21 protein-coding genes are annotated in these 16515 nt (G+C 30.0%); 7 read left to right on the top strand and 14 right to left on the bottom strand.

Features of this window, described 5'->3' with window-relative positions:
- Positions 1-6: 6 nt before the first annotated feature.
- The 4 genes from G0Q09_RS04475 to G0Q09_RS04490 form a co-directional block, all read right to left on the bottom strand.
- Positions 7-813 (bottom strand): glycosyltransferase family 2 protein, encoded by an 807-nt coding sequence (locus G0Q09_RS04475; RefSeq protein WP_219034104.1) that lies wholly within the window; start codon positions 811-813, stop codon positions 7-9.
- A gap of 1 nt (position 814) precedes the next feature.
- Entirely contained in the window at positions 815-2101 is a 1287-nt protein-coding gene (locus G0Q09_RS04480) for an oligosaccharide flippase family protein (protein ID WP_219034105.1), read from the bottom strand.
- Positions 2102-2110: 9 nt separating this feature from the next.
- Entirely contained in the window at positions 2111-3070 is a 960-nt protein-coding gene (locus tag G0Q09_RS04485; protein ID WP_219034106.1) for a hypothetical protein, read from the bottom strand.
- 183 nt (positions 3071-3253) lie between these two features.
- Positions 3254-3442 (bottom strand): hypothetical protein, encoded by a 189-nt coding sequence (locus tag G0Q09_RS04490; protein WP_219034107.1) that lies wholly within the window; start codon positions 3440-3442, stop codon positions 3254-3256.
- Positions 3443-3481: 39 nt separating this feature from the next.
- Here G0Q09_RS04490 and G0Q09_RS04495 point away from each other — a divergent pair, with 39 nt between their 5' ends.
- On the top strand, positions 3482-4426 hold the full coding sequence (locus G0Q09_RS04495; RefSeq protein WP_219034108.1) for a DUF6427 family protein: 945 nt from the start codon (positions 3482-3484) through the stop codon (positions 4424-4426).
- Here the strand turns inward: G0Q09_RS04495 and G0Q09_RS04500 are convergent.
- Together G0Q09_RS04500 and queD are read right to left on the bottom strand one after the other, a co-directional pair.
- Positions 4361-5188, bottom strand: a complete 828-nt coding sequence (locus G0Q09_RS04500) for a UDP-2,3-diacylglucosamine diphosphatase (protein WP_219034109.1) — start codon at positions 5186-5188, stop codon at positions 4361-4363. The two genes, G0Q09_RS04495 and G0Q09_RS04500, sit on opposite strands and share 66 nt — an antisense overlap.
- On the bottom strand, positions 5164-5616 hold the full coding sequence (gene queD, locus G0Q09_RS04505) for a 6-carboxytetrahydropterin synthase QueD (protein ID WP_219034110.1): 453 nt from the start codon (positions 5614-5616) through the stop codon (positions 5164-5166). The genes G0Q09_RS04500 and queD overlap by 25 nt, the downstream gene beginning before the upstream one ends.
- Before the next feature lie 34 nt (positions 5617-5650).
- On the opposite strand from queD, the gene G0Q09_RS04510 reads away from it, so the two are divergent.
- Together G0Q09_RS04510 and G0Q09_RS04515 are read left to right on the top strand one after the other, a co-directional pair.
- Complete coding sequence (locus G0Q09_RS04510; protein WP_219034111.1) at positions 5651-6316, top strand: ComF family protein; 666 nt, start codon at positions 5651-5653, stop codon at positions 6314-6316.
- A 27-nt stretch (positions 6317-6343) separates the two neighbouring features.
- Positions 6344-8101, top strand: a complete 1758-nt coding sequence (locus tag G0Q09_RS04515) for an Ig-like domain-containing domain (protein WP_125349132.1) — start codon at positions 6344-6346, stop codon at positions 8099-8101.
- 18 nt (positions 8102-8119) lie between these two features.
- On the opposite strand, the gene G0Q09_RS04520 is transcribed toward G0Q09_RS04515, so the two are convergent.
- Genes G0Q09_RS04520 through radA form a run of 5 tightly spaced genes read right to left on the bottom strand, consistent with a single transcriptional unit; the run spans position 8120 to position 11529 of the window.
- Entirely contained in the window at positions 8120-8650 is a 531-nt protein-coding gene (locus tag G0Q09_RS04520; RefSeq protein WP_125349133.1) for an acyl carrier protein, read from the bottom strand.
- Between the two features lie 5 nt (positions 8651-8655).
- The gene (locus G0Q09_RS04525) at positions 8656-9066 is read right to left on the bottom strand and encodes a DUF2752 domain-containing protein (RefSeq protein WP_125349134.1); all 411 of its coding nucleotides are present in this window, start codon (positions 9064-9066) and stop codon (positions 8656-8658) included.
- A 4-nt stretch (positions 9067-9070) separates the two neighbouring features.
- On the bottom strand, positions 9071-9448 hold the full coding sequence (locus G0Q09_RS04530) for a CD225/dispanin family protein (RefSeq protein WP_219034112.1): 378 nt from the start codon (positions 9446-9448) through the stop codon (positions 9071-9073).
- Positions 9449-9502: 54 nt separating this feature from the next.
- Positions 9503-10159 (bottom strand): LbetaH domain-containing protein, encoded by a 657-nt coding sequence (locus G0Q09_RS04535; RefSeq protein WP_219034113.1) that lies wholly within the window; start codon positions 10157-10159, stop codon positions 9503-9505.
- A 5-nt stretch (positions 10160-10164) separates the two neighbouring features.
- Entirely contained in the window at positions 10165-11529 is a 1365-nt protein-coding gene (gene radA, locus G0Q09_RS04540; RefSeq protein WP_114998538.1) for a DNA repair protein RadA, read from the bottom strand.
- A gap of 198 nt (positions 11530-11727) precedes the next feature.
- On the opposite strand from radA, the gene G0Q09_RS04545 reads away from it, so the two are divergent.
- The 4 genes from G0Q09_RS04545 (at position 11728) to G0Q09_RS04560 (ending at position 14064) form a co-directional block, all read left to right on the top strand.
- Positions 11728-12243 (top strand): hypothetical protein, encoded by a 516-nt coding sequence (locus tag G0Q09_RS04545; protein ID WP_219034114.1) that lies wholly within the window; start codon positions 11728-11730, stop codon positions 12241-12243.
- Positions 12240-12518, top strand: a complete 279-nt coding sequence (locus G0Q09_RS04550; RefSeq protein ID WP_219034115.1) for a hypothetical protein — start codon at positions 12240-12242, stop codon at positions 12516-12518. The genes G0Q09_RS04545 and G0Q09_RS04550 overlap by 4 nt, the downstream gene beginning before the upstream one ends.
- Positions 12511-13173, top strand: a complete 663-nt coding sequence (locus G0Q09_RS04555) for a hypothetical protein (protein ID WP_219034116.1) — start codon at positions 12511-12513, stop codon at positions 13171-13173. The genes G0Q09_RS04550 and G0Q09_RS04555 overlap by 8 nt, the downstream gene beginning before the upstream one ends.
- Before the next feature lie 114 nt (positions 13174-13287).
- Positions 13288-14064, top strand: coding sequence for a hypothetical protein (locus tag G0Q09_RS04560; protein WP_219034117.1), 777 nt, complete (start codon positions 13288-13290; stop codon positions 14062-14064).
- A gap of 19 nt (positions 14065-14083) precedes the next feature.
- On the opposite strand, the gene G0Q09_RS04565 is transcribed toward G0Q09_RS04560, so the two are convergent.
- The 3 genes from G0Q09_RS04565 to panC form a co-directional block, all read right to left on the bottom strand.
- Complete coding sequence (locus G0Q09_RS04565) at positions 14084-15103, bottom strand: lysylphosphatidylglycerol synthase transmembrane domain-containing protein (RefSeq protein ID WP_219034118.1); 1020 nt, start codon at positions 15101-15103, stop codon at positions 14084-14086.
- A 23-nt stretch (positions 15104-15126) separates the two neighbouring features.
- The gene (gene panD / locus G0Q09_RS04570) at positions 15127-15474 is read right to left on the bottom strand and encodes an aspartate 1-decarboxylase (protein WP_038336011.1); all 348 of its coding nucleotides are present in this window, start codon (positions 15472-15474) and stop codon (positions 15127-15129) included.
- 85 nt (positions 15475-15559) lie between these two features.
- The gene (gene panC, locus G0Q09_RS04575) at positions 15560-16402 is read right to left on the bottom strand and encodes a pantoate--beta-alanine ligase (protein WP_114998532.1); all 843 of its coding nucleotides are present in this window, start codon (positions 16400-16402) and stop codon (positions 15560-15562) included.
- Positions 16403-16515: the final 113 nt, after the last annotated feature.

Consider the following 16515-nt stretch of genomic DNA (forward strand, 5'->3'; position numbering starts at 1 on the left):
TCGTCATTATTTAGAAATAATTAATTTGATGTTTTTCACTAAACTGTTTATGGTTAAAGCTATAGAACAAAGTACGTAATTTAAACCATGAGTGTGTTTGGATAAATATGTACGATAGCCTTTAATAAGTAGAGGATTTTTTTTAGGATTAAATCCTACAAAATGGATGTATGCATATTGTGAAAAAAAATAATTTTGATAACCTTTTTCAGTTATTTTTTTACATAAATCTACATCCTCAACATACATAAAATAGTCTTTGTCAAATCCATTAACGTTTTCAAAGATTTCTTTTCTCATAAGCATAAATGAACCTCCATTCCAATCTACTTTATAATATGGATTAGTAAAGTTACCAGTTTGAAAATCACCTGAATAAGCTCCGTTTTTAATTTTGAAACAAGAATTGATATTTGGAAACTTTCCTCCAGGAATTAAATATGATTTATTTTTATCCAACATGTTTATTCCGATAGCACCAGCTTTAGGATTACTTTTTACGAAATTAATTAGTTCAGAAAAATCATCTAAAATAATGGTGTCGTTATTTAGTAGAAGGATAGTATCTGCTTTAGCATGCTTAATCGCCTCATTATTTCCTAATCCAAAACCTAAATTTTTTTCAGATTTTATAGTAATAATTTCAGGAAATCTATTGTTTAGATATGCAATACTATCATCATTAGAATTGTTATCAAAAACAATAATTTCGTAATTAATAGAGGATATTTTATTTTGTATTGATTGGATACACTCTTCAAAATATTTTTTTCCATTGTAATTTACAATGATTATTGACAAATCTTTTTCCATTTTAAATTCCGATTGGGAAAAAACCAAGTTTTTTATTAATAAAAAATACGCAAGTTATCTTCATTAATATGGTAATTATTAATGTTGCTATTGCAGAACCTAATGCGCCGTAATTGTTAATCAAAATAATATTAAGAACAATATTCGCAATAAAGTAAAAAAGATTTATTTTAAGTAGTGTATTTTGATTATTAGAGATGTTTAAAATTTGATCTACACAACCAAAAAATACACTTAACATACTTGAGATTGATATGATGATTAAAATTTGTAAGGTATTATTATTTGCTTCTCCAAAAAAAGTAATGATATATTTACCAAAAAATATTAATAGTAAGAAAAAAGGTAAGGTAACTAGTGTTACTCCCATACTTGATTTTTTAAGATATTTTTTAAGTAATAAGTTCTCCTTTTTTTCAAAATATTCAGACATTTTAGGTAATGCTACTGCCGTGTAAGTGCTAAGAAAAATCAATAAAAGCGAGCCTATTTTGTAGGCTAAATTATATTCTCCAACTTCTTTTGTATCTGACATAATTCCTAATAAAATAACATCTGTCCAACTTAATAAATAAAGCATTAACCAACTAAACATCATAGGTAAAGAGGTTTTGAGAATATTTTGGTATTTGGGAGTGTGTGTGTTATTTTTTTGAGATTTTATATAAATACTTATATATTCTATACAAAACGTAATGAAATAACTTAATAGATAAACAAGACTAATATTGGTAATACTTTTATACTCGTTTTGTAAAAAAAATAATGAAATTAGAAATAGAAAATTTGGTAGAAAAAACATAAAAAAACCAAATTTGAAATAATTTTTTATAGCTATAAAATAATACACAATAATGTCGTGCGCTAAAACTGGAAATAATAAAAGTCCTAATAATCTAAAACTATCTGTTAAACTTATATCATTGAAAATTTCTGCTAAAAAATCTGCTAAAAAAAATAATAATATAGATGGTATTAATATGAAATAGAATACAAGTTTAAAAGAATGATTAACAAAAGAAAAAAGACTATCACTATCAAGTTTTTGTCTGTTAAATTCAATTAATAAAGTATTCTGTATTCCGAGTGTAAAAACAATTAATAAAATATTTACAATGGTTTGAATAATAGAGAAACTTCCAAATATTTCTATACCAAAATTTTTAGCTATAATTCTTATAATTAAGAAGCTTAGCCCCATACCCAGTATTCTAAATATGAAAGTTAAACCACTGGTAGTAAATACTTCATAAAGTTTAGTATCTTTTAAAGTCTTTATTTTATCCAAATTAATCATTTACGATTTTTCTAAAATTCTTTTACTAATTGATTTTTTTAGATATACCAATAAAAAATAGAAAAATGTAAAGAATAGAAAAATAACAGGGATTAAAAATTTATAATTGTTAGATTTTAATTTTTTTAATGAATCATCACTATCCAAGATATTATAAAAACTACTTCCTTCAAACATTCCAACTTTTATAAATGTAGATTCTTTTGCTAAATTATCTTTTATAGCTAACATATCTCCAACCTGCGATTGAGCAGTTATAACTAAGGATTGACTTCCTTTATTTTTTGACATATCATTTAAAATAGTATCAATTTGCGCTATTGTACTTTCGTTGAATTTTAGTTTGTTACGATCATTTGTTAACGTAATTTTCATCAATTCATTAAGTATAGGGTTATTATTTAAATAAGCTGATAAACTTTTTTTAAATTTTTCTATTGGATACTGTGAAGAGGACTTTATTATAATCGAGTGATTCGGATAGTTTTTATAAAAATCTGTTTCGTTAATGATTTTTTTCAAATCAATATCTTCCGAAAAAGTTTTCATTAACTCTAAATTTGCCTCATTTCTCCCTCCAAATTCATAAGGATCTACAACAGGTTCTATTTCAATCTTTGATATGCCATCGTACAATAAACCATTCTTTTTTAAGAAAACAGTATCTTTTGAAGTAAATTTAGAATTTATTAAATCTATTTTATTATATAAATTATCTACATAACCATATTTAGCTTTTACGAATAATTTATATTCATAATTACATGTTGTTTTATCTAAAATATATCCAAAGGTTACACCAATTATAAGTATGATTAGAAAAATATATTTTTTTGATATTAAATAAGTGGAAAACTGACTTAGTTTGATAAATAATTTTTCGAATGATTTAGAAAATTTTGAAATAACATTACCAAAGTCAATTTCATTATTCTCTTGTTGAGTAGAATTATTATTCATGAGTTTTTTATGTATTTTTAAGTTTTAGAATGTCTAATTTAATAAACAATTATTATTTTTCTTTCTTCCTTAACGCTGAAAAACAGGATTTATTCTATTTATTCCCACAAAAAAACCCTTTACAACTTTGTAAAGGGTTTTTCGAATTAATTCGAAAATATATTTTATACAATATAAGATAAATTATCTTTCGTATCTTTTTTCATTTTCGGTTCCAAAGCTAGCGATTTTATATAACCACCATCCCATCAATGCGCATCCGATGAATGTAAATAACCATCCAAAGATAACACCAACTGGAGATAATAAGTTTTCAAAAGTCCATTTGAAAATATCACCAATCGCAAAAAATAAATCAGTTATAACTCCCATATTCTAGTTTATTGCTTAATTTGCATCAAAGTTAATAAAATGTTGGTTAATCTACTTGACAAAAGGAATTTTTTTATACAGATTTTTATCATTGTGTTGTTTACATTGCTTGGAGTTACTAATTTTAACAGTATTGATCTGAGTAATTTAGAAAAATTAGGGGTAATCCTGACAATTTTGACGATTGCTTTTGTAGGGTATATCGACAATACAAATGATTTAATTTCGACTTCTTCCTATCCAACGTTTACTTATATTTTGTGGATAATGCCTTTTATTGCAGGATTATCAGATTATCGAATTGCTGGAAGTTTGTTGCTTGTGACTTATGTAACAGTGCAATTACTCTATTTTGAGTCCGAAAAAAACGATACGTACAATGCATTTGATATAGGCGTTTTTATGAGTTTTGCAATTTTATTAAGTCCACCACTTATTTTCTTAGGAATTGTAGTTTTTACTTATTTCTTGACTTTAAGAGTGGTAGAACCAAAAATTCCTATCCTTGGTTTTCTAGGATTTCTTTTGCCAATATTAATCGTTGCTCAAGTTAGTTTTCTGCTCGATTATTACTTTATGTTCGATTTTTATAAAGAACAATTAATGTTTACAATGGTACATTTCGAATGGAAACAATTGTTTTTAGTTCCAATTGCAATTATTCTAATTTATTCAATTATCAATCATTTCAAGAATGTGAATAAATTGACAGCACAAAAGAAACGTATCTTTTTGTTGATGCATTTTATGTTTGGAACAATGTTGATTACGTATATTCTTTACGGAGGAAATAACGATGCTTATCTTGCTTTTTTAGGTTTTAGCATTATGTTGATGTTAACAAGATATTTTAGCGAAAGCAAACCCAAAATAGAATGGCTAAAAGAGGCATTTCTTTGGGTTTTTATGATTTGCTTGCTAATCTATAATTTTTATGATAGAATCCCTCGATTCTTCTCCTTGATCACGGAGGTAAGTTTTTAATTCGAATTCTTTTCCATTAAAAATACCATAAGTAAAGTAGTTAATCCAATCACCAAGATTGATGTGACGTGCTTTGCCTATAGCAATTTCCATTGGTAAATGTCGATGTCCGTAAATTAGATAATCGTAGTATTTTCGATGCAATTGCTTGCGGCTATACATGATTAACCATTCGTTGTCAACGCCCAAAAAATTAACATCTTCGTCACCCGAAATCATTTTGTTTTTTCGTGAAGCTGTAATTCCTAACCACATTGCCAAATCGGGATGAAGTAGATAAAAAAGAAATTGACAAATTTTGTTCGTAAAGACTTTTTTCATGCATTTGTAGCCTTTATCACCAGGTCCTTTTCCATCGCCATGAACGATAAAAAATTCTTTTCCATTGATGATAAAATCTTGTTTATCTCGAAAAACAATTGCATTGATTTGTTCTTCCAAATAATCTTTCATCCATAAATCATGATTGCCAACAAAGAAATAAATTGGAATTCCACGATCAGAAATTTCGGCTAATTTTCCTAAAACACGCACAAATCCTTTTGGAACAACGTGTTTATATTCAAACCAAAAATCGAACAAATCGCCAATCAAAAATAAAACACCACAATCATCTTTTATTTCGTCAAGCCATTTTACAAACAATTTTTCGCGCACCAAACTATCTTTTTCATTCGGAGCACCAAAATGATGATCCGAAGAAAAATAGGCTTTTTTACCAGCTTCTAACTGAATGTTTATTGGTTGTCCTCCGCTAACCATTCTGCATAAGAATTTTCAGTTTCGTGTAATTTCAAAGCAACCAAATCGATATTCGTTGGTAAAAGTGGTTTAATTTTATCCACAATCCATAAAATCATATTTTCAGCAGATGGTTGATAATCTGTAAAAACAACATTGTGACCTTCTGCTAATAATTTTTCTCCTAATGTTTTGTGAGGCGAATTTTCGTTCAATAAAATTGCGTGATCAAAAAGATTTACAATTTCTTTGTTCACTATTTTTTTCAAATCCCCAAAATCCATCACCATTCCAAGTTTCACATCGTTTGGGTCTTCAGAAGGTGTTCCTTTCACAGTTACAAATAATTTGTACGAATGTCCATGTATATTTTTACACTTTCCGTCATAACCATGCAAAGCATGTGCAGTTTCGAACGTAAAAGCTTTTGTAAGTCGAATGATTTTCATTAAATTTAGTACTAAACTTTAATTTGCAAAGGTAATGGAAATCAAAACAATCGTAAATTCTTTGGTTGATTTATTTTTTCCGATGCGTTGTTTGGATTGTCAAGACGTCATTCAACCTTCGCAATTTCTGTGTGTTTCGTGCTCAACTAAACTTGTTTTCACACATTTTAAATTCGATCAAAATAATCGCGCTTATGATAAATTGAGAAATTTTTGCGAGGTCGAAAATGCATTTTCTTTGTTAGAATTTAAACATCATAACACCACGCAAGCCATTTTACATGAAATGAAATATAGGAATCGTCCAGAAATTGGAATTGATTTAGCGCAATTGATTAAGTTTGATTTGAGTCATTATGACGGAATTATTCCGATTCCATTGCATTCAAAACGATTGAAAACAAGAGGCTACAATCAAGTAGAAAATTTTGCACGAACGTTGGCAGAAATCAACCAGATAAATTATTTTTCGGATGGATTAATCCGAACTAAATACAATTCATCTCAAGTAAATGAAGACAAAAAACACCGATTGGATAACTTGAAAGATGCGTTTGAAATCAATCCAAATCTTAAACCTGGACATTATATTTTGATTGATGATGTCTTAACAACTGGTGCAACAATTGCATCGGCAATAAAAAAGTTTAATCTTTCAGAAAATTTTAAGATAAGTGTAATTACCATTGCTTGTGCTTAATAACAAGCTTTTTCTTAACTTGCGCCCATGAATAAGACGACACGTTTTTCGCTTTTGATGTTAACCATTTTGACGGTTATTTCTTGTGCAAGACAAGGTTCACCAACGGGAGGACCTAAAGATGAAACTCCGCCAGTTTTCCTAAAAGCTGATCCAGATACATTGGCTACGAATGTAGATCTTAATTTGCAAGAGGCTACAATCAACTTTGATGAGTACATTCTTCTGAAAGAATACAGCAAAAATGTGGTTGTTTCGCCATCGTTTCAGATTCCCCCAATTGTGACGCCGCAAGCTTTAGCGAAGAAATATATTTCGATTAAATTTCAAGAACCCTTGTTACCAAATACGACGTATAGTTTCAATTTTGGAGATGCGATTCAAGATTTTAACGAAAATAATAAGTTATCAAACTTTCAATATGTTTTTTCGACAGGTAGTTTTATCGATTCGTTGAAGGTAACAGGTCGTGTAAATTCGTCTTATGATTTCAAATTACCAGAAAAGATATTGGTCGGGCTATATAAAGTAGATAGTACATACAAAGACAGTATCATTCTGCAAAAGAAACCATATTACATTGCGAGAGCCAATGATAAAGGAGAATATCAATTAAATTATTTGGCTTCGGGTAAGTATAAATTAATTGCTTTTGAGGATAAGGTAGAAAATGTGATGTACGATTATGGAAAAGAGCGTTTGGCTTTTCATAACGAACCAATTGAGCTGAATGCGAATCAACAAATCAACTTGAATTTATTCAATCAAAAACCAGATTATCGTAAACCTGAAGCGAGTTTTAAACAAGAAGGTTTAATTGTTTTTAAAACGACAGGAGCAACGGATGATGTTACGATAACGCCGGTTGGGAAAGAATTCAAAACGGCTTATATTCAGAAGTTTCCAAGACAAGATTCGATTAATTTTTGGTTCAATCCAAAAGTGGATACAATTGTAGGAAGAAGTGCAAAATTGAACTTCAAGGTTCAACATAAAGATCAAATTGATGAAGTAAGTGCATTATACTCAAAATCGAATACTGAACGAAAATTAGAATTTAAAGCAATAAATGATCAAAAATTAGCACCAAATAAACCGTTTAAAATTCAGGCAAATGCACCAATAAAATCATTGGATTTATCTAAAATTTATGTGTTTAAGGATACGGTTTCCATTCCATTCAAAGTTTCGATCGATACAGTGAATGCTCAGAATTTGAATTTTGCTTTTGAGAAAAATTTAGATGAAAAATTTGAAGTTAATATCTATCCAAATGCGTTGACAGACGTGTTAGGAGAGAAGAATGATACACTTGCTTATCCTATAAAAATGGGAACGCGTGGAGATTTTGGACATTTAAAATTAACGCTTCAAAATACACCATCAAAACCATTTATTTTACAGTTTTTAAAGACTGATAAAGATTTTACAGTAATTGAAGAAATTTATAATCCAGCAAATAAAAACTATTTTGAGTTCAATTTTATTGAGCCAGGAGAATATTTGTTCCGTTTATTGGTTGATGAAAACGAAAATGGAAAATGGGATACTGGCGATTATTTATCAGGTAAACAGCCCGAACCAATTTATTTGTATCCAGAGCCAATCAAAATTAGAGCGATGTGGGATGCGACCGAAACTTGGGTTTTAGGAGAGGCAAATCAACCAGTTTCTTTACCAAATGATGACAAAGATTCGGACAAAAATAGAATACGTCGAGGAGAATTGAAAGAAGGCGAGGAGCGTCAAAATCCACGAACAGCAAATAAGAAATCAGAGGAATAGTTCTCTGATTTTTTTAATTTAGTCAATTCGCAAATTTCTCGTAATACTTGCGTATGGTTGTATGTCATAAACTGGACAACCTATTCTGTCCAAAATAATACTTCCTACAATTAAATAAACTTGATATTGAGTTTTAGGTGTATTGTTATCAAAAAGATGTTTACAATTTGTAATTAAAATTGCATTGATAAACTCTTCAACAGTAAGTTCTTCCCATTTAATAAAATGATAATCTAAGAAAATATATTTTAAAATATTAGAATAATTTTTAATTTTTAGATTTAAAAAATTGCTTAAATCTTGAAAGTTATTTATTTGTAAGTAATTTGATATTTTATCTGCTAGTTGAATATGATTTCCAAAATAATCCTGAAATAAAGCATAAAGTGAATTAAATTCTTCTTTGTTTTCGGAAGTAATATCAATCATTTGACAAATTAGGTTTGAAATTTCCTCAACTCGACTTATTTGCTGAATATCTTCATCTTTAAAACGAATATTGAAATGATTTTCAAATTCCATGATTAATTCAACAGTATCTAATCCCATATTTTCTAACTTTCTGGTGCCAAATATATAAAAGGTGAAAGAGGAATGTTTCTCAAAATAGAATAAACCAAAAGGAAGATTAAGAAATTTCTAGCAAAACTTTCGGGAAGATGTAATTTGCCTGACATTGGTTTGCCTAAAAAAATATTTTCAATAATAGCATAATACAATTGTACACAAATGTAAAGTGCAAAAGGCAAAATAAGATTGTATCGTAACGATTGTAAAAAATGTCCGTGAACAAGTAAGGAAAAAGCACGTTGACCGCCACAGCCAGGACACCATAAACCTGTTATTTCATGAAACATACATTTGATAGAAAACGGACTTTGGTTGCTGTAATAACTATAAAAATAGACAATTACCAAAATGGGTAAAAGTGTTGATAGTCCATAAACCAAAATCCGTTTTATCATATGATTAATTTCCGTTAGAGCTTTCTAAAATACTTTTATATTGCTCCATATAAGCATCCATACCTCCTGTAATTAATATCACAACATTTATAATAACACCAATTACACCTAAGCCAATTGCAACGTAAGCTAATATTTTAGAATTTTTAGCTGCTTGTTCAGCACCTGTATAATCGCCAATATTGTGTTTTGTATTCACTTGATTTGCAAAAACAATTGCAATAATACCTACAATAGTACCGATGCAACAAGGAGAACAAAGTCCTAAAACAGTACCGATGATGGCCAAGACAAGGTTATTTTCTGGTTTCGGTTTAATTTCTTCAAAGGAAGATTGTTGAGGTTGATTAAAATCTTGAGTAGATTGGTTAGAATAATCCATAATAAAGTTTTTTTGTTTGAAATAAAAGTAAAAAAAATACTGTTAATCAAAAAATTATATTTCCCAAGAAATATTTTCTTTGATAGGTGTATTTATATTTCCACTATATATAGCGTTTTCTATTTTTAAAGATTTACTTACAACGGTATTACTTCCTACTATACAGCCATTTGCAATAGATAAACCTTTCAAAATTTGTACTTTATTACACATCCAAACGTTATCACCAATTAGAATAGCTTTATTTGGATTAATATAAGTTTTATCTTGATTATAAATTTTATGAAAATCGGTATCCATAATAAGTATATCCCAAGATAATAGACAGTTATTGCCAAAAGAAATGTTATTGTAACAAACAATAGAAGATTCCGCAGTAATGTTAAAATTCTGACCAAAAGTTAATATTCCATCTTTACCAACTGAAATTTTTGACCCATGGCCAATATTTGTACGACCATTAAAATTTATTATTCCATTATTTTCCCAAATTCCTTTTGAAGATTTTCTATCAAAAATGGAAACATCACCAAAACCAAGTTTAATCAAACCGAATGACGAGTCTTTTGGTATATTAACTTTTCCAGAAAGAAATTTTAGACGAAAATTAGAACTAATCAATACAGGAAATTTTAGAGCTTGATTAAATTTAAAATAAGTAAAATTGAAAATAATAGTTTTGATAAAACTAATTTTAAAAATATTCTTCATAAAAATTATTGAAATAACATTCGATATAAATCTTCAACTTTAGATATTCTAACGATTCGAATTCCAAAATCTGTATCTTTTATTTTATTGTATTTTGAGACAAAAATTGCATCAAAACCTAATTTTTCAGCTTCGGTAATGCGTTGTTCAACACGATTTACAGCTCTTATTTCTCCACTCAAACCAACTTCTCCCGCAAAACAACAATTATCTGGAACGGCAGAATCTTCGCTTGATGAAAGAATAGCTGCAATAACAGCCAAATCAATTGCAGGATCATCCACTCGAATTCCGCCTGTAATATTCAAGAAAACATCTTTCATATTCAGTCTGAACCCAGCACGTTTTTCTAAAACTGCTAACAACATATTCAATCGTTTGGCATCAAAACCAGTCGCAGTACGTTGTGGAGTTCCATAAACTGCCGTTGAAACCAAAGCTTGAATTTCAATCAACATCGGGCGAACACCTTCCAAAGTTGCTGCAATTGCATTTCCGCTTAGTAATTCATCTTTTTTGGTAATCAAAACTTCGGATGGATTTGTGACTTCACGCAAACCAGCGCCTTGCATTTCATAAATTCCGATTTCTGCAGTCGAGCCAAAACGGTTTTTGTTTGCACGTAAAATTCGGTAAATATGGTTGCGATCGCCTTCAAATTGCAACACAACATCTACCATATGCTCTAAAATTTTTGGTCCAGCAATTACACCTTCTTTCGTAATATGACCAATTAAAATAATCGGTGTGTTGGTTTCTTTTGCGTACTGAATCAGTTCAAAAGTTGTTTCTCGAATTTGCGAAATACTTCCTGGAGACGACTCTACATAAGTGGTTTGAAGCGTTTGAACAGAATCGACCACAATTAGTTGAGGTTGAATTTCTTTGGCATGCGCAAATATTTTCTGCGTATTGGTTTCAGGTAAAATAAAACATTGATCCGATTCAATTCCAATTCGTTCAGCACGAAGTTTTACTTGTGAAACAGATTCTTCTCCAGAAACATATAAGATTTTAATCGTATCTAATTTTAAGGCAACTTGCAACATCAATGTCGATTTTCCGACACCAGGTTCTCCACCAACCAAAATCACCGATCCAGGAACAATTCCGCCTCCTAAAACTCTGTCTAACTCTTGGTTTTTCGTTGAAATTCTTATTTCTCCTAATGGATTTATTTCGCGAATATTCAGCGCAAAAGTTTTCTCTTTTTTATCCGATTTATCTTTCCACGATTTTTTTTCGTCGCCTTTGTCCACAATTTCTTCAACAATGGTATTCCATTCGCCACAACTTTTGCATTGTCCCATCCATTGCGAGGTTTGCGTGCCACAGTTTTGGCAGAAATATGTAGTTTTTGTTTTAGCCATAGTTTCAAATTTAGACAAAAATAATGTTTTATCGCGACAAGATATGGAGTTATAAGTGTGAAAAATTTTAATACAATAATCAAAAAACGTTAACGATAATTTACTTTTTTAACAAATTATCTACTTTAGATAAAGTTGAGTTAAATATTGATTTTCAATTATTTTCTCGATTATTTTTAATCCTATTTTAAAATGCCAATGAAAAGAATTTTACTTCTTAGCTTTTTTTATATTTTTTGTATTTCTGCCTATGCACAATCGACTTTAATTTCGGGGAAAATTATTGTGGATGATGCAGATGAAGTTATTGATTTGGAAGGAACTTCGATTGAAAATTTAACGACTAAAGCTAGAACCAAAGCAAATAATGATGGATTGTTTTCAATCAATGTGAACTTGAATGATGAATTGTTAATCAAACATACGGGAATTGAAGAAAGAATAATTAAGGTTTCTGAAACAATGATTGCTAAAGGTTTTGTTACAATTCACGTGAACATCGAAGTAATTGAATTAGCAGAAACGAATATTCAGAAATTGAATAAGGATGCACTTAAGAATTTAGGAAAAGAGAAATCGTTTCAAGAGAAATTAAATGATGAAATGGGCTTTGTTTCTCCGGAATTTAAAGCAGAATTGAATCTTAAACATGACGAAGAAAGAGTGAATAGAACGATTAAACAAGTTGGTGGAGTAAATTTATTAGGAAAATGAATCTCTTTAAAAGTCCAAAAAAACGTGTTAAAAATCCTGTTCCAATAAAAGTTGTAAAAGAAGATCAAATACTTGCACTTCATAAATTTTTTACGACCTATTATTTTGTGAATGATTTGAAAATTCCTGAAGGAAAAATAAATGATTTTTTAGATTATTGTTATTCGAATTTTGACTTTCCGAAGTTGTTAAGAGATAATAATTTTGATGAAATACTTTTCGTGATTGATGAACAAGCGCCGATTTATTTAGCAAAAATGAAGAAAAATGAGTAGAATAAAATACATTATATTATTGAATTTGTTGAGCGTTTTTACATTTGCACAAACCAATTTGATTACTGGAAAAGTGGTAATTGATGATGGTATTGCTGGACAAGATGCGGTAGACAATATTTTGGTAACAAACGAATCGACGAATGCGAAAGCGTTTACAAATGCGAGCGGAATGTTTTCAATTAAAGCGTCTGTTGGAGAGGAATTGATTTTTACGCACGATTTTTATATCGAACGAAAAATCAAAATTACATCGGATATTTTAGCAAAAGGAATGCTGACGATTCATTTGAATATTGAAACGATTGAACTTGCTGAAGCGCGAATTAATACGTTGGACAGAAATTTTAAGAATAACATCAAGTTAGAACACGGAAAAGTAGATGAATTGTATGATAATTTGAACTTGGGTTTTGATCCAAATTTGCGTTTCCGAAAGATAAATCCTAACATGACTTCTACAATTAATAATAATGGATTGTTGGATCCGTCGAATTGGATAGCAACTATTTCTGGACAAAAGAAGAAAGATAATAAACAAAACGAATATTTCAAAAAGGTAGATAAAATCAAGGATTTAGAGAATTATTTCACCTCAAATTATTTCATCGAAACATTGAATATTCCCGAAAATAAAGTCACTGATTATATGTAAAGTATTGTTATGCGAATTTTGAATTAGATAAATTGGTCGCAGCAAATAATTATGATAAAATTACTCAGATTTTAGAGGAACAAGCGCCGATTTATTTGTCAAAAATCAAAAAGAATGAATAAAATTTTATACGTTATAATTTTTAGTTTGATAAGCACTTTTTCTTTTGCGCAAACAACTTTGATTACTGGAAAAGTGGTAATTGATGATGGTGTTGTTGGGCAAGATGCTGTGGATCATATTTTGATTGTGAACGAAATGACTAATGCTAGAGTTTTGACAAACGAAAATGGAATGTTTTCGATCAAAGCTTCTGTGGGAGATGAATTGATATTTACGCACGATTTTTACAAAGAACGTACAATAAAAATTACATCGGATATTTTAGCAAAAGGAATGCTGACGATTCATTTGAATATTGAAACGATTGAACTTGCCGAGGCTCGAATTAATACGTTAGACAAAAATTTTAAGAATAACATCAAGTTAGAACACGGAAAAGTAGATAAATTGTATGATAATTTGAACTTGGGTTTTGATCCAAATTTGCGCTTCCGAAAGATAAATCCTAACATGACTTTTACAATTAATAATAATGGGTTGTTGGATCCTTCTTTGTGGATAGCATCTATTTCTGGGCAAAAGAAAAAAGATAAAAAACAAAATGAATATTTCAAAAAAGAAGATAGAATCAAAGATTTGGAGAATTATTTTACCTCAAATTATTTCATCGAAACGTTGAATATTCCAGAAAATAAAGTCACCGATTATGTGCGATATTGTTATGCGAATTTTGAATTAGAAAAACTCGTAAAAGAAAATAAATACGATAAAATCACAGAAACTTTAGAGGAACAAGCGCCTAAGTATATGGAAATGATAAAGAAATAAAAATTTTTTATATGCGAAATTATTGTGTAGAATCTCGACGAATTCGTGCGATTTTATAAATAGCAATCAACCCAAAACTAATCATCGATACAACTTGAGCAATATAAAGAATTAACCCAAAATAATCGCCAATTGCTCGTCCTTCGTGCTGATCTCCGCCTTTTGCTAAATAAACGGCCGAAAATGCAATCGACATAATATACGGATAAGCCAAACCTCCCGAAACAGGCAAAATCATTCCCAAAGATCCTGCAATCAATAGAAATAAACCTTCTGGTATACTAAAATTTTTGGTGTCTGGAAAAGCAAAGAAAACAAGGAAAGTCATTAGGAAATAACAAATCCAAAGTGCGAAAGAATAAAAAATGAATAAGCCTCTTTTTTCTAATTTCGAGATTGATTTTATACCTTCCCAAAGTCCAAATAGAAAGGTTTTGATTTTTTCAAAAAACTTTAATTGACTAATTTTTTTCCAGAAAATAGCGATTAATCCAATTCCTAAAACAAGAACTCCAATTGTGATGTAGTATTTTAAGAAAGAAGGTTCAGCTGTTGGTTGATGTACTTTTTCTTTGTTTCCTAATTCTACAAATTTGATGAATGTTTCATAATTGAAAATAAGTGTTAAACCGAAAAATAATCCCAAAAATAAAACGTCAATTACACGCTCTAAAACTACTGTTCCGAAAGATTTCTCAAACGGCACTTTTTCCATTTTATAGAAACTTGTTGCACGAGCCACTTCACCACTTCGAGGAATGGTCAAATTCATAAAATATGCAAATGCAATAGCCCAAAAACCAGATGAGGTTTGTGTGTTGTAGCCCATTGGCTTTAGAAGAAGATTCCAACGAGCGGCGCGTATCCAATATGTGAGAATACTGATTGCCATAGATGCAAAAATCCAAAAATAATTGGTTTGTTTTAAAACTTTTGCAACTCGTTCGAAATCAATTTGCTTCACTGTTACCACGACAAAAAATACGGCTAACAATGAAGCAGTGATTAAGAAGAGCGATTGTTTGATCTTACTCTTCATATAAATTGTTGAAAATTAATTTCTTAATCTAAACGATTGTTCTCGTTAGGGAAAACAATTGTTGGTTCGTATGTTTTGGCTTCCTCAAACTCCATCATCGCATACGTAATGATGATAACTGTGTCACCAACTTGTACTTTACGCGCTGCAGGTCCATTCAGACAGATTTCGCCACTTCCACGTTTACCTTTTATAATATAAGTTTCAAATCGTTCGCCATTCTCTTGTACCACGATTTGTACTTTCTGACCCACAACCATATTGGCAGCATCTATCAAATCTTCGTCGATTGTAATACTTCCGATGTAGTTTAATTTTGCGTCTGTTACCTTAACTCTATGTATCTTAGAGTGAAAAACTTCTACCATCATAATCTTGCAAAGTTACACTGAATTTATAAATTTCAAAACCTGTTTCAATATTTTTCTATTGATTTGAGAAATTTATTATATTTAATTAAAACTGAATATTATCGATTAAACGTACATCACCTGCATAGGCAACGACAAATCCACGAATATTATAGGCCTCAGAAAAATGTTCGATAGACAACAAGGTTTCTTCATCTGTTATTTCAAAATATTCTAATTCGAAGGGTGAATTTTTGAATTCATTTTCGACGAAAGCTTTTACTTCAGCAACATCTTTTCCTTCTTTTTTAAGTGTTACAGCTTGCGATAAAATTGAATAAATTTGTGGTGCATCCGAAGTTTGTTGCGTTGATAAACGTGCATTTCTTGAACTAAATGCTAAACCAGAATCTGCTCTATGAATTGGCATTGGAACAATTTCGACATCTAAATTTTCTTGTTTTACCATTTCTTGAATGATACGAATTTGCTGAAAATCTTTCTCTCCAAAATATGCTCTTGTTGGCTGAACTGCTTTGAATAATTTGCAAACAATTGTGGCAACTCCATCAAAATGTCCAGGACGAGAAGCGCCTTCCATCACTTGGTCTATTGTGCCAAAATCGTAATGTTTTGCACCTTCATTTGCATCATATAAATCCTCAACAGTAGGCATATAGACAAAATCACATCCATTTTTCATTAACAATTCTTTATCATTTTCCTCAGTTCGAGGATATTTTGCTAAATCTTCTGGATTATTAAATTGTGTCGGATTGACAAAAATGCTGACGATTGTGTAGTCGTTTTGAGCTTTAGAAGCTTTGACTAAAGACATGTGACCTTCGTGTAAAGCGCCCATTGTAGGGATAAAGCCAATGGTTTTGTTTTGGTTTTTTAACTCGACGATTGCGGGAGTTAATTTTTCCTTTTCGTTAAATATAACCATAACATTGATTTGTTAAAAAAAAACTAATATCTCGCAAAGCTACTATAAGCAAATAATATATCAACATTTTTTTGTAAATTTGTGCCTTATTATTCATTAGGAAAAGAGAGTAG

This window comes from Empedobacter falsenii (assembly GCF_019308355.1).
GTDB lineage: Bacteria > Bacteroidota > Bacteroidia > Flavobacteriales > Weeksellaceae > Empedobacter > Empedobacter falsenii_B.